12 protein-coding genes are annotated in these 14,486 nt (G+C 28.0%); 4 read left to right on the top strand and 8 right to left on the bottom strand.

Annotated features, from left to right (window positions below; translation table 11 throughout):
- Nucleotides 1–86: 86 nt before the first annotated feature.
- A complete protein-coding gene (locus P4S50_RS06605) occupies nt 87–458 on the top strand; it encodes a hypothetical protein (RefSeq protein WP_277733893.1) in 372 nt (123 codons plus the stop codon).
- A gap of 455 nt (nt 459–913) precedes the next feature.
- Here P4S50_RS06605 and P4S50_RS06600 read toward each other — a convergent pair whose 3' ends face one another.
- Entirely contained in the window at nt 914–2,656 is a 1,743-nt protein-coding gene (locus tag P4S50_RS06600) for a methyl-accepting chemotaxis protein (RefSeq protein WP_277733892.1), read from the bottom strand.
- Between the two features lie 457 nt (nt 2,657–3,113).
- Between P4S50_RS06600 and P4S50_RS06595 the strand changes: the two genes are divergently transcribed.
- Genes P4S50_RS06595 through P4S50_RS06585 form a run of 3 tightly spaced genes read left to right on the top strand, consistent with a single transcriptional unit; the run spans nt 3,114 to nt 5,117 of the window.
- Nucleotides 3,114–3,767, top strand: coding sequence for a PspA/IM30 family protein (locus P4S50_RS06595; RefSeq protein ID WP_277733891.1), 654 nt, complete (start codon nt 3,114–3,116; stop codon nt 3,765–3,767).
- Between the two features lie 14 nt (nt 3,768–3,781).
- Nucleotides 3,782–4,438: a DUF1292 domain-containing protein gene (locus P4S50_RS06590; RefSeq protein WP_277733889.1), complete on the top strand. Its 657-nt coding sequence runs from the start codon at nt 3,782–3,784 to the stop codon at nt 4,436–4,438.
- A gap of 13 nt (nt 4,439–4,451) precedes the next feature.
- The gene (locus tag P4S50_RS06585) at nt 4,452–5,117 is read left to right on the top strand and encodes a hypothetical protein (RefSeq protein ID WP_277733888.1); all 666 of its coding nucleotides are present in this window, start codon (nt 4,452–4,454) and stop codon (nt 5,115–5,117) included.
- A gap of 160 nt (nt 5,118–5,277) precedes the next feature.
- Here P4S50_RS06585 and rny read toward each other — a convergent pair whose 3' ends face one another.
- From rny to P4S50_RS06550, 7 genes are all read right to left on the bottom strand, one after another.
- Nucleotides 5,278–6,816 (bottom strand): ribonuclease Y, encoded by a 1,539-nt coding sequence (rny, locus tag P4S50_RS06580; RefSeq protein WP_277733887.1) that lies wholly within the window; start codon nt 6,814–6,816, stop codon nt 5,278–5,280.
- 307 nt (nt 6,817–7,123) lie between these two features.
- A complete protein-coding gene (recA, locus tag P4S50_RS06575; protein WP_277733885.1) occupies nt 7,124–8,143 on the bottom strand; it encodes a recombinase RecA in 1,020 nt (339 codons plus the stop codon).
- A gap of 169 nt (nt 8,144–8,312) precedes the next feature.
- A complete protein-coding gene (gene pgsA / locus P4S50_RS06570; RefSeq protein ID WP_277733884.1) occupies nt 8,313–8,831 on the bottom strand; it encodes a CDP-diacylglycerol--glycerol-3-phosphate 3-phosphatidyltransferase in 519 nt (172 codons plus the stop codon).
- Nucleotides 8,815–10,155: a 30S ribosomal protein S12 methylthiotransferase RimO gene (gene rimO, locus P4S50_RS06565; protein WP_277733883.1), complete on the bottom strand. Its 1,341-nt coding sequence runs from the start codon at nt 10,153–10,155 to the stop codon at nt 8,815–8,817. Before rimO ends, pgsA begins: the two co-directional genes overlap by 17 nt.
- A complete protein-coding gene (gene mnmH / locus P4S50_RS06560) occupies nt 10,140–11,210 on the bottom strand; it encodes a tRNA 2-selenouridine(34) synthase MnmH (protein WP_277733882.1) in 1,071 nt (356 codons plus the stop codon). The genes rimO and mnmH overlap by 16 nt, the downstream gene beginning before the upstream one ends.
- A 1-nt stretch (nt 11,211) precedes the next feature.
- Nucleotides 11,212–13,506, bottom strand: coding sequence for a DNA translocase FtsK (locus tag P4S50_RS06555; protein WP_331489707.1), 2,295 nt, complete (start codon nt 13,504–13,506; stop codon nt 11,212–11,214).
- Between the two features lie 179 nt (nt 13,507–13,685).
- Nucleotides 13,686–14,411, bottom strand: coding sequence for a ClpP family protease (locus P4S50_RS06550; protein ID WP_331489706.1), 726 nt, complete (start codon nt 14,409–14,411; stop codon nt 13,686–13,688).
- Nucleotides 14,412–14,486: the final 75 nt, after the last annotated feature.

Here is a 14,486-nt window from a genome sequence, read left to right as displayed (position 1 = left end):
AAATATTTACAAAAGAATAGTTATTTATGTTAGCTATCCTTAAAAACAATATATTTTCATTATATAATTGAAAGGAGATATACTAGTTGTATTATAATCATACATCAGGATATATATATTTTACAATTGTAATTATAAGTATTATTATAATTGGACATACAATAATTTGGTCTATTAAAAATAAAAAACCTGTTTCTACTACTTTAATGTTAATTTGCACTTGTATAAGCGGTATTGCAACTATATTATATAGATTAGTAGATGATTATTTTATAGATTTTGAAATATATAAAGATTTACTTTTATTAATTATTTCTATAATGCTTGGGTTAACAATGTTTTTTACGTTTTTTGGAATATTTAAATATGGAGATGAAAAAGTTAAGAAATTGGGAAAAATAGTGTTAATTGGTTTTATTATAATTGGAATGACATTATTTTGGATATTGGAATGTTAAAGTGGTAGTGTGAAATTACTATGGACACGAAACAAAACCAGCAATTATTAAATTGCTGGTTTTTATATTATTCAAACAAATTATATATATATAATTTGTTTGAATAAAGTAATACTAATATTTTTTAAAATTAGGTCTTGATAAATAATATCTAGCCATGGCTTTCATTCACATTCATCTTATTATATTTTAAATTTACTTATTTCTTCGTTTAAGTTTGTAGCAAGCTCATTAAGTAAATCTGATGCTTTTGCAACTTCCTCAACAGCACTTGCTTGTTCTTGCATTGAAGCACTAACTTCTTCTGATGATGCTGCTGTTTCTTCTGATACAAATGATATATTTGTTATAGCTTGTACAATATTATCTTTATCATTATTAATATTAGTAACATATTCACTAATAGAATTAATCTTCTCTGTAATCTTATCAATAGATTTTATAATTACATTGAATTAATCATTAACACGAGAAACTGCATTTGACTGACTTATAGTACTTTTTTTTGCTTCATTCATAATCTCAACAGTTTTATTACTATCATTTTGAATATTGATAACAATTTCCTTTATTTCATTAGCTGCATTACTTGAACTTTCTGCAAGTTTTCTTATTTCATCAGCAACTACTGCAAATCCTCTTCCTGCTTCACCTGCTCTTGCTGCTTCTATAGAAGCATTTAATGCTAATAAATTAGTTTGATCTGCAATAGAGCTTATTGTATCTAATATATTAGCTATATTTTTTGCCTTATCGTTTTGCTCAAATATTGCTTGTCCAACTTTCTTAGTTTCTTTATTATTTAGTTCTGTTATTTCCTTTAATTCTTCTATAACTTTAACTCCTATTAAATTAGCATCTATAACTTCTTTTGTAGAATTTAACATATCATCAGTACTTTCTGAAAGTTCATTAAGTTTATCTGCCAAATTAGATGCTAAAACCGACCCTTTATCCGATTCACTAGCTTGATTAGAAGCTCCTTTAGCTATTTCATCTACAGTTCTTGCTACTTCTTCAGCTGATGCACTAACCTCTTCTGAAGTTCCTGCTAAGTTCTGTGCAGACTTATTAACTTCCTGTGATGTATTCTGTATATTATTCATAAGTTTTCCAATATCGTCAAGCATTTCATTGAATCCTTCTCCTATTTGACCTATTTCATCTTTACTTTTAAAATTACACCTTACTGTAAAGTCACCTTTTTGTATTTTCTTCATATTATTTGAAAGTATATTTATAGGTTTTGTTAAATTCTTAGAAAAGATAATAGAAGTAAATCCAGCTACCAGTAAAGATATCAACCCTATAATTAATGTAGTATTAAATAAAACTTTAGTATCATCTCTAATTTCATCAACATACATAGTTCCAATAATTGTCCATTCTAATTTATCTATCTTAGTAAATAATGCAATTTTATCTTTTGAAACTCCTTGTTCACTTTTAGAATATTCTACACTTCCCTCATTAATTTTCTTTATAGCTTCTTCAACTTCTTTTACATTTATATGCGTTCCTATAAGTTCTTTATTTTTATGAGTAATAAGATTTAAATCTTTGTCTACTAAAACAACACCACCCTTTTTTCCAATTTTAAGTTTGTTTACTTTAGCTGAAAAATTTTCTAAAGATAGATCTACTCCTAACACCCCAACTAATTCATTGTTACTATTAGTATTATATACAGGTATATAAACAGTCGTAACCATTTTTCCAGTAACTATATCTTTATATGGTTTTTCCCACACTATATCATTCTTACTTAAAACATTTTTGTACCAATCTTTTTCAACAGGATCATATCCTTCTGGTAGATCCAATCGTGGATATAAATACATATTTCTATTGATTGTAGCTAAATAAATGCTTTCAACAAATGGATGTGCTTCTTTATAACTTTTAAAAGTTTTCATCATCCACATTTTCGAATCTTGATTTGATATAACTTGCTGAACATTTGGATCCTTAGACATTTGAATAATATTAAATTCATTTTCTTCTATAAAAGTTACCATATTCTCTTCTATTTGCTTAACCATTTGAAAAGAATTATCTTTTAAATTTTCTTCTAAAATTGCTGTTGATTTAACATATGAAGTTATTCCTAATGTACTTAGCGATATAGTTATTAATAAAATAAATACTACAATAAGTCTAGAACCTATTTTATTTCTAAAATTCAATATTTTTCCCACTTAACACCCTACTCCTTATTCTTATATTTTTTTATATTTCCAAAGCTTTATATCTACTATGTTCAAGTCCTATTTCACTGGTTATTTTACTATATTTTTACATAATATTCAATATAACCCACTAGCTTTGTATAAATATCGCTTTTTTTCTTACATTAATATAGATTTATCACCTTATGAGATATTTTTAAATTCTACTTTTATCTTTTTCTTAAAAAGACACTATGTAGTTTTAAATACTATGTATTGTATTATTAATTATCTTTTTTTATTATGTTTATAGTATTTTTAAGAAATTCGGAGTATTTACAAGATATATCACTACAATGCCTTTTTTTAATCATTTTCAAGCTTAAATCGCATTTTCATTTTTTTGATTTATATATTATCATAAATACATCAAGTAGTTTTAAAAACCACTTGTGAATATAATCAATTAATATGGAGGTATGTTTAAATGGGAATTTTTAAAAGATTAAACAACATTATAAAAGGAAAAGCAAACAGTGCATTAGATAAAGCAGAAAACCCTATAGAGCTTTTAGATCTTAAAATAAGAGAAATGGAAGAAAGCCTTAATAAAGCCAAAATATCGTCTGCTGAAGTAATAGGAAACGCGCACTTAATAAAGAAGCAAATGGATGAAACTTTAAAAGAATCTAATGATTTTGACGAAAAAGTAAAGCTTGCAATGAGCAAAAATAATGAAGATTTAGCTAAAAAAGCTTTACAAAAGAAAATGGAGTCAGATAAAAAATATGAGAGTTTAAAAACATCTTATGATGAAGCTAAAATAAAATCAGATCAATTAAAATCAAAACTTATCAGTTTAGAAGATGAAATTAAAAAAACAAGACATTACAGAGATGAAGCAGCTGCAAGACTCAACAATGCAGAAGCGTCTCAAAAGGTAAATGAAATATTAGCAAATATAGATAATGGATCTAATAGTATTGACTTAGATGATATTGAAAGAAAAATTTCTAAAAAAGAAGCTTTGGCAGAAGGTATGTCTGAACTTAAAAATAACTCTGATTCTTTAGATGCAGAATTTGAAAAATTAGAAAATGATATAGACTTAGACTTAGAGCTTCAACAATATAAAAACTAGTTAAGGTGGTTAAAATGGACTCTAATTTCTTTAAAGATGAAAAAAGTAAATATGAAAAAATGTACGTAGATATAAATTATGCAATAAATGATATAAATGAATTTTTACCAGAAGATAGAATGAATCAAAGAAAATATATATCAAAATCAAATATATTGAAAGATTATATACAGCTAATAGATACTTTAGAATCTAAATATAATAAAAAATCTATTTTTAAGATTTTCCAAAGAGAAGATAACTATATAGATAAATTAAATAAGTACAAGAAAGAACATGAGTCGCATTTTAAGCAGATAAAAAACTGCTTAAAATGCTCATGCTTCAAATGTGTAAAAGAATGTAATTTCGATACTTGTCTTGGATGTCGATCAAACTCTAAAATCGTTATGTGTGACCATGAAAACGTCAATTCTACAGCTTATAAGGATTATACTTTAAACCTTACAAATAACGAAACAAATGAAGATGATACATATAAAGTGTTGTCTACAATTCAAGTATTAAACGATAATAAAAGATATATAGTAATTCAAAACATACATAATCAGGATGAAAAATATATATTATACCACTATCCTGGTATAAAGGAAGATGATTATGGGGAAATAACGGATGCTTCTGAGTTTGATTATATAGCTCAAATATTTAATTCTTGCAACTTAGATTAAGGGGATGTATTTTATGAATAAAAATTTCAAGAGAATATTTTTATCTATATTCTTAATATTCACATTACTATTTTCTCAAATAATAGTAAATACAGCATATGCAAAAACAAGAAGTGGCTCCTATTCTAAATCTAGGAGTTCTTCTTATAGCAAATCATATAAAAGTAATTCTTCTTCATACAAAAAACCAAAGAGTAGTAATAGTAACTTAAAAACCTCTAGCTTTACAAATAGTACTAATAAAAAAGATACTAATTATAAAGTAACAGATACATCTTCTACTGCTCCAAAATCTAGTAATTCAGGAGTAAAAAGCGGAAGTTTTTCAAACACTACAAAAAGTAATACAAATAAATCTACTACTTATTCAAATACAAAGGATACTACATATAAAGACTCTGAACCTAAAAGTTCTATGAAAAGTGGTAGTTTTTCAAATAGCACAAAAAACACTACAAACGAAAAAGCATCTGATAGTTCAAATAAGAAACAAGTTTTTAAAGATGAAGACTATACTCCTAAAAAGTCTCGCACATTTTTTAATTTTAGATACCCATTTTACAGCAATCATGGATTTTACGGTTTAGGACTTAGCTTTTTTGATATAATGATATACTCATTTATTACAATAATGGTATTAATATTTGTAGTTTCTATAATAAGAAATAGATTCAAATAAAATTCGCTTCATGCTATCGCATGGCTCATGTCGCCAACGAGTCCTAACGGGCTCCGTTGCTCAAAATAGTTGCTAGTTTAGTCTACTTCCAAATGTTATGCTCAGTTTAAAAATTTCATAATTTTTCTATAAATAAAAAAGTAGCCAATTGGCTACTTTTTTATTTTGCATATTCTATTGCTCTTGTTTCTCTTATTATGTTTACTTTTATTTGTCCTGGATATTCTAATTCATCTTCTATTCTCTTAGTCATTTCTCTAGCAAGTAAATGCATTCCTTCATCTTTAACATTTTCAGGTTTTACTATTATTCTAACTTCTCTACCTGCTTGAATAGCGTATGATTTTTCTACTTCATCATATGAATTAGATATTTCTTCTAGTTTTTCTAGTCTCTTTATATAAGCTTCTAATGTTTCTCTTCTTGCTCCTGGTCTTGCAGCAGATATAGCATCTGCAGCTGTAACTAGAACAGCTTCAACAGTTTGAGGCTCATAGTCTCCATGATGAGTTGACATAGCATGAATTACATCTTTAGATTCTTTATATCTTCTAAGTAAATCCATTCCTAACTCAACATGAGTTCCTTCCATTTCATGGTCAACTGCTTTTCCTATATCATGTAATAATCCCGCTCTTTTTGCAAGCTTGACATCTGCTCCGATTTCAGCTGCCATTATTCCTGCTAAATGAGATACTTCTATAGAATGCTTAAGAACATTTTGACCATAACTTGTCCTATATTTAAGTCTACCAAGTAACCTTATAAGTTCTGGATGAAGTCCATGAACACCTGTTTCAAAAGTAGCTTGTTCACCTTGCTCTTTTATTATATTCTCAACTTCTTTTCTTCCTTTTGCAACCATTTCTTCTATTCTTGCTGGATGTATTCTTCCATCAGATATTAATTTTTCTAATGCAATTCTTGCTACTTCTCTTCTTATAGGGTCAAAACCTGATAAAATTACAGCCTCCGGAGTATCATCTATTATCAAGTCTATACCTGTTAACGTTTCAAGGGTTCTTATATTTCTACCCTCTCTTCCTATGATTCGTCCCTTCATTTCATCATTAGGAAGATTTACTACCGTAACTGTCGTTTCAGCAACATGATCTGCTGAACATTTTTGAATTGAATATGATATTATTTCTCTAGCTTTTTTCTCAGCTTCTTCTTTAGCAGCAACCTCTATTTCCTTTATCATCATTGACATCTCATGTCTAACTTCTTTTTCTGTATTAGTCAATATAATATTCTTTGCTTGCTCTGATGTAATTCCTGAAAGACTTTCTAACTTTTCAATTTGTTTAGTTTTTATTTCTTCTATATCTAATTCTTTTTTTACTATAGTTTTTAGTTTTTCATTCAAATTAGATTCTTTTGATTCTAGTGATTGCAGTTTTCTATCTATACTTTCTTCTTTATGAACTAATCTCTTATCATATCTTTGAAGTTCGTTTCTTCTTTCTTTATTTTCTTTTTCCACTTCACTTCTCAGTTTATGAGATTCTTCTTTTGCTTCTAATAATTTTTCTTTCTTTATAGTTTCAGCATCTTTTTCAGCTTTTTCCATTATTTGCTTAGATACTTCTTCTGCAGCTCCAATCTTTTTCTCTGCTATATTTTTACGAACTATATAGCCAACTAAGATTCCGATTCCAGTCCCTGCTACAACTAATAATGTTTCTATAATCTCCACCTCCCTTTTCTAACGTAAAATTCAATCCACATTGTCATTTAAATGAACTAAATTCAACCCATTCAACCATAAAATCTCTGAATTAAACAAAAATAATCTATTTATATTTTCTATATATTTTTTAAACATAAATAGTAAAATTTAAGTCATTAAAATAGCTAAACTAAACAAAGTCTTTCTTTTCATTTTCTAATTTTAAAAATGCACTTAATCAAAAATATATAGAGACATAGGTCTCTATATATTTAAGAGTCTCTTACTTCTTAATTGTATAATTTTTTGATTAAAGTGTCAAGGTTTACACCGCTTATTCAGTAGCTGCGTCTGTTTCCTCACCTTTTATTAGCCCATAATGAACTCTTACTTTATTATCTATTTCTTCTACTAATTCTTTATTTTCAGCTAAGAACTTCTTAACATTTTCTCTTCCTTGTCCTAATTTTACATCATTATAATTATACCAAGAACCTGATTTTTTAACTATATCAACATCTACAGCAACATCTAATATATCTCCGATTTTTGATATACCTTGTCCATACATTATATCGAATTCACATTTTTTAAATGGAGGTGCTACTTTGTTTTTAACTACTTTAACTCTAGTTCTACTTCCAAGTATATTGTCTCCTTGTTTTATAGTGTCGCATTTTCTAACATCAAGTCTTACTGATGAATAGAACTTCAACGCTCTACCTCCACTTGTAGTTTCTGGATTACCAAACATTATACCTACTTTTTCACGAAGCTGATTTATAAATATTGTAACTGTATTTGACTTTTTAATAGCTCCAGTTAGTTTTCTAAGTGCCTGTGACATAAGTCTTGCTTGAAGACCTACGTGTGAATCTCCCATTTCTCCTTCTATTTCTGCTTTTGGAACAAGTGCTGCAACAGAGTCTATTACTATAATATCTACAGCTCCACTTCTTATTAATGCTTCTGTTATCTCTAATGCCTGCTCTCCTGTGTCAGGTTGAGATACTATCAAATTATCTATATCTACTCCTAATGCTCTTGCATATACAGGATCAATAGCATGCTCTGCATCAACAAATGCAGCTATTCCTCCTGCTCTTTGTGCTTCTGCTATAGTATGAAGTGCTACAGTTGTCTTACCAGATGATTCTGGTCCATATATTTCTACTACTCTTCCCTTAGGAAGTCCTCCTATTCCAATAGCTATATCCAGACCTATAGATCCTGTTGATATAGCCTCTATATTCATCTTTGTATTTTCACCAAGTATCATTATAGATCCTTTACCAAATTCTTTTTCTATTTGAGAAAGAGCCATATCTAATGCTTTTTTCTTATTATCATTCATAGTTAACCCACCTTTCATATAAAGAACAGACGTTCTATATAGAATTATATATTATATTTTCTTTATAGTCAATTATGTATTATATTATTCATATTATTTAAACTACAATTTCCCTCAAACCAAAATAAGACCTTAAAATCTAACATAGATTCTAAAGTCTTATTCATTATTAATCCATATTCTTAAATATGCTTTTGTTTAAATTTATATAGTCATATCCTGAATATATAGTAAGCAATACAGCAATTCCCATAACTATGTTTGAAAATGGTATATTCAATAAAATCATCATTATAGCTAATATTTGAGATACAGTTTTTGCTTTTCCCCATTTACTAGCAGCTATAACGATTCCAGATGATGCTGCTATTGCTCTTAATATACTAACAGCAAATTCTCTTGATATTATTACTATTACAGCCCACGATGATACTAGGTTTAAGTCTACCATAGTTATAAAAGCTGCGGCAACTAATAGTTTATCTGCTAAAGGATCCATAAACTTTCCAAAATTAGTTACTAAATTATATTTTCTTGCTATATATCCATCTAAAAAGTCTGTTATTGATGCTATTGCAAATATTAATGCTGAAATCAATAGTGAATTTTTAATACCAGAGAGTATTACTACTACAAATATAGGTACTAATAATATTCTAAGTATAGTCAGCTTATTTGCTAGATTCATCCAACATCACTCCCATTAAATCATATTCTAGAGCATCATTTATTTTTACATTTACAAATTGCCCTATATCTAATTTTTTATCTGTATTTACATATACAACTCCATCTATTTCACAAGCATCTTGATATGTTCTTCCTATATATACATTGTCTTCTAATTTTTCTTCTATTAAAACTTCGTATACATCACCTATCTTAGATTGATTATTATTAAAAGATACTTCTTGCTGGATAAGCATTAATTCATCTCTTCTAGTATTTTTTATTTCTTCATCTATTTGGTTTTCTAATCTTGCAGCAGCAGTACCTTCTTCTTGAGAATAAGCAAATACTCCCAGTCTATCGAATTTAACTTCTTCTACAAATTCTTTTAGTTCTTCAAATTCTTCTTTTGTTTCTGATGGAAATCCTACTATTATAGATGTTCTAATGCAAGCTTTTGGTATTTCTTTTCTTATCATATCTATCTTGCTTTTTATTTCTTCTTTAGTAGTTCTTCTATTCATAAGCTTCAGTATTCTATTATTGCAGTGTTGTATTGGTATATCGAAATAAGCACATATTTTTTCATTTTCTTTTATAACCTTTATTGTTTCCTCACTTAATTCTTCTGGATACGAATACATAACTCTTATCCATTTAAGTCCTTCAATTTTTGCAAGTTCCTGAAGTAAGTACGCAAGTTTTTGCTCTTTGTATATATCAATTCCATATCTTGTTGTATCCTGAGCTATTACTACTAACTCTTTTACTCCATTTTTTGCAAGTTCTTTTGCCTCTTTTATTATGTTTTCTAATTCTCTACTTCTATATTTTCCTCTTAATTTAGGTATTATACAGTAAGTACAGTTATTGTCACACCCTTCAGCTATTTTCAAATAAGCCATATAAGAAGGAGTTGTAGTATATCTTGGCAGTGTTTCATCATATACAAAATCAAGTTCATCAAGTTCAATTATATTTTTTTCTTCAGATAATCTCTTTATTATTTCAGCTATTTTAGAATAACTTGCAGTTCCAACTATAGCATCTACTTCTTCTATTTCATTTTGTATGTCTTCACTATATCTTTGAGCAAGACAACCAGACATTATAAGTATTTTTAAATTTCCTGTTTTTTTATACTCTGCAAGTTCTAATATTGTATTTATAGACTCTTCCTTTGCTGACTCTATAAATCCACAAGTGTTTACTATTATTACCTCAGCTTGTTCAAAATCACTTGTAAGTCTATGACCATTATTTTTAAGTATTCCTAACATTACCTCTGCATCTACTAAATTTTTAGAACATCCTAATGATTCTAGTGCTATTTTAAAACCCATTTATTTAAGCTCCCTTCATGTAACTGTCTATGTATATTTATCAAATTGTCCATGGCTTTTTCAAATTCATCAACACTTATAATATTATCATATTCAAATTTATCAATCGAATATTTATATAAAGGATCATAATAATTTATTATAAGTTCTTCTGCTATCTTATCATATTGTTTTAAATGAAGATTTTCATTTAAATAGTCTGTTTTTTTATTTCCAAGTCTTTTTCTAAGCTTTTCTATTGATTCTGAAATTTTTTCATCATCTTTAGAACTTAGATTAACATATTGATTTACTAATCTTTGTATTCTATTTTTTGTAGTATCTTCAATAAGTATATGATATCCCTTTTCTATAGTCATATTGTATATATTTTCTGGCAACATCACATATCCAATTCTTCTACTTTCACTCTCTGTAAATATGTACTTAGAATTCGAATTTATTATGTAATCAAACAACAGTGTTTCAAACATTTTTTGACTAGGTGGTTCTTTTTCAAATCCCAGATATCCAAATACAGAACCACAATTTTGAGCAAGCCCTTCTAAATCCAAACTACTTATATTTTTACTAGTTAAATATTTAAGGGCATCTGTTTTTCCCACTCCTGTTAAACCATGAAGTACTATAAATTCATAATCTTCATCAGCGTGTTCTAAAAAATCTATGACATAATTTCTATATTTTTTATATCCCCCATCTAGCTTATGCATATTAATTCCCAAGCCAGAATAAAAGTTGACCAAAAGAGAACTTCTCATTCCTCCTCTTGCACAATATACGATCAGATTATCATACTCACTTGATAATTTCTTCAATTTTATGTAAATATCCTTCAATTTATCAGCTATTAATTCTAACCCTTTTTCTATTGCTTTTTCTTTTCCTTCTTGCTTATATAACGTTCCAACTATTTTTCTTTGTTCATTATTTAAAATAGGTATATTAACAGAGTTTAAAATTCTATCCTCTTCATATTCTGACTCCGATCTTACATCTATAAATATACTATTCTCCAACCCTAAAGCATTCTCAATCTCTATAATATTACTCAAATTATTCACCCACTGTACTTTCAAATTCTTCTTTAGTTACTAAAACTTTTCTTGGTTTACTTCCTTCACTTGGGCCTATTAATCCTCTTTCTTCCATTTGATCAATAAGTCTTGCTGCTCTATTGTATCCTATTCTAAATTTTCTTTGAAGCATTGAAGCAGAAGCTTGATTACTATTTATTACAAGTTCTATAGCATCACTTAGTAAATCATCTACATCAGATGATTCTACGTTTATTCCTTTATTTATATTTTCTATTATATCTTCTGTGTATTTCACCTCTCCTACTTGATTTTTTACAAAACTAACAACTTCTTCCACTTCATCATCAGATATAAAAGCACCTTGAAGTCTCATAGGCTTAGTAGCTCCAACTGGATAAAATAACATATCTCCTTTTCCTAAGAGTTTTTCTGCTCCTCCCATATCTAGTATTGTTCTTGAATCTGCCTGAGACGATACAGCAAATGCAATCCTTGAAGGTATATTCGCTTTAATAACTCCCGTTATTACATCTACAGAAGGTCTTTGTGTTGCTACTATAAGGTGCATTCCAGCTGCTCTTGCCATCTGTGCTAACCTACATATAGCATCTTCAACATCATTAGGACTTACCATCATTAGATCTGCAAGCTCATCTATTATTATTACTACCTTAGGCAATTTTTCTTCCATTTTATTATTATATCCAGTTATATCTCTTACTGAATTCTCTGCAAACAATTTATATCTTCTATTCATCTCACTTACTGCCCAGTTAAGCGCAGATGCTGCTTTTTTAGGGTCTGTAACAACTGGTATAAGTAAATGTGGTATACCATTATAATTTGTAAGTTCCACAACCTTTGGATCTATCATTAAAAACTTAACCTCATCGGGCTTTGCTTTATACAGTATACTATTTATAAGTGTATTAACACAAACACTTTTACCAGATCCTGTCGCACCTGCTATAAGTAAATGTGGCATTTTTGATATATCAGTAATTATAGGCATTCCTGATATATCCTTACCTAATGAAAACGATAATTTCGATTCATTATTTGTAAACTCTTTAGCTTCTATAACCTCTCTTAATGTTACAATTTGTACTTGTTCATTTGGAACCTCTATCCCAACAGCAGCTTTTCCTGGTATAGGTGCCTCTATTCTTATGCTCTTTGCAGCTAAGCTTAAAGCAATATCATCAACTAGTCCTACAATTTTACTAACTTTAACTCCAGCTTTTGGCTGAATTTCATATCTAGTTATAGTTGGTCCTTTTGTAACTTGATTTATCTGAGCCTCTACACCAAAATCCTTTAGTGTTTGTTCTAATACTTTAGCATTTTTTAGTATTTGCTTTTTATCTTTTAAATCAGTATTACTAGTAGATTCCTTTAATAAATCTAAACTAGGAATTTCATAATCAGAAAAATTTTCTACATTATCGCTAGTTACTATTTTTATTTCTTTATCATCATCTTGTTTATCATCTATATTTTTTAAACTAGACTGTTTGATATTATTATCTTCTACGTCTACTTTATCATATACTTTATTATCCATATTATCTACTTTATTTTCAGTTTTAGATTCTCGATCAAAGTTTATTATTTTTATAGGCTTTTCTTTTGAACTTTCTTCGTAAGAATCTTTTTCATTGTTAATTTTAATCTTCTTTTTAATTTTATTATTTTGTTTTCTTTCAACGGTTACAAAACTAATAACAAAATTTTTAAAAGAAACGAAGCTGTCTACTAATAAATTGTTTACTCTTTTTAGAGCATCTTGTATTGATATGTTAAACCCAAATAAAGTAATAACAATTAAAGCAAAAATACCAACTATATAAGAGCCTTTAACTCCAAATAGTTTAATAAAATAATATGCTATTATAGTACTAAATATCCCACTTCCATTTCCCTCTATAGATATTTGAAATATTATTCTTAAATTTTCAGGTATAAACGGACTATCTACTGGTATAAAATCCTTCTTCATAAGTCCATAAATTAAAACCATTATAAATATTAGAGGATAATACAATTTATAACTCTTTATATTTTTAATTTTGTTGCTATTTATTAAATCCATTACTCCTATTAAAATTATAATATATGGTACTATTATAGATAATTTAGAGAAAAACCCTAAAAACATTACCTTGATAAAATACCCTACATTTCCCATTGAGTTAGTCTTTAAGCTATATAAAAAGAATAATCCTAAAAATATCAAGCTAAGGTCTCTGAGTTCTTGCATAAACTTATTATCTAGCTTGTTTTTAGTTTGTCTTTTTTTTCTTTTTCCCATAAGCATCACCCCATCAAAATATATCATACGTAGATTATGTACATAAAGCAAAAACTTAATTCAGATGGAGTTTTATCACACCTGAATTTTTAGCTTTCGGATAAATTATGCATATTATTACATTAATAAAAGTGTTAATGCCTTTCACACTAACACTTCCATCTCATAATTATAACATATTATTTATTTTCCTGCGAATTTTCATCTGTTTTTTCATCTGTTTTTTCATCCGAAATCAATTTTTTTAGATGTTCTATTGCGTCTTTTAACCCGCCTACTTCATTTATCAAATCATATTCTACCGCTTCTTTTCCAATTAATACACTTCCTACATCATTTACAAGTTCATCTCTTGAATTCATTAATTTATTTAGATTTTCTTTGCCTATACCTGATGTTCTAGTTATAAAATCTGTAATTCTTTGTTGCATTTTTCTAAAATATTCAAAAGTCTCGCTCACTCCTATTACAAGTCCATTCATTCTTATTGGATGAATTGTCATAGTTGCAGTTGGAGCTATAAAAGAATAGTCTCCTGATGTTGCAAGAGGAACTCCAATACTATGACTTCCTCCTAGTACAAGTGTCACTGTATGTTTAGATAAGCTATTTATAAGTTCCGATATAGCAAGTCCTGCCTCTACATCTCCTCCTACAGTATTTAATATTATAAGTACTCCTTTTATATTAGGATTTTCTTCAATTGCGTATAGCTGAGGAATTATATGCTCATATTTAGTTGTTTTTTTCTGAGGAGCAGACATCATATGACCCTCTATTTCACCAATTATAGTTATACACTGTATTTCTTTATTATCAAGTCCTAAATTAGGAGTCCCTAATTGTTTTATATCCTCTACCATTTCCTTGTTCTTAGACTCATCTTTATTTTTTTTATTTTCCATAATATCCTCCTATTATTGTAATTGCATTAATACATAATTAACGTTCATCTTATTTTGCCCAATATATAGGAATTT

Source organism: Tepidibacter hydrothermalis, assembly GCF_029542625.1.
GTDB lineage: Bacteria > Bacillota > Clostridia > Peptostreptococcales > Peptostreptococcaceae > Tepidibacter_A > Tepidibacter_A hydrothermalis.
Note: the sequence above shows the minus strand (reverse complement) of the source record. Positions and strands in the feature narration are given on the sequence as shown.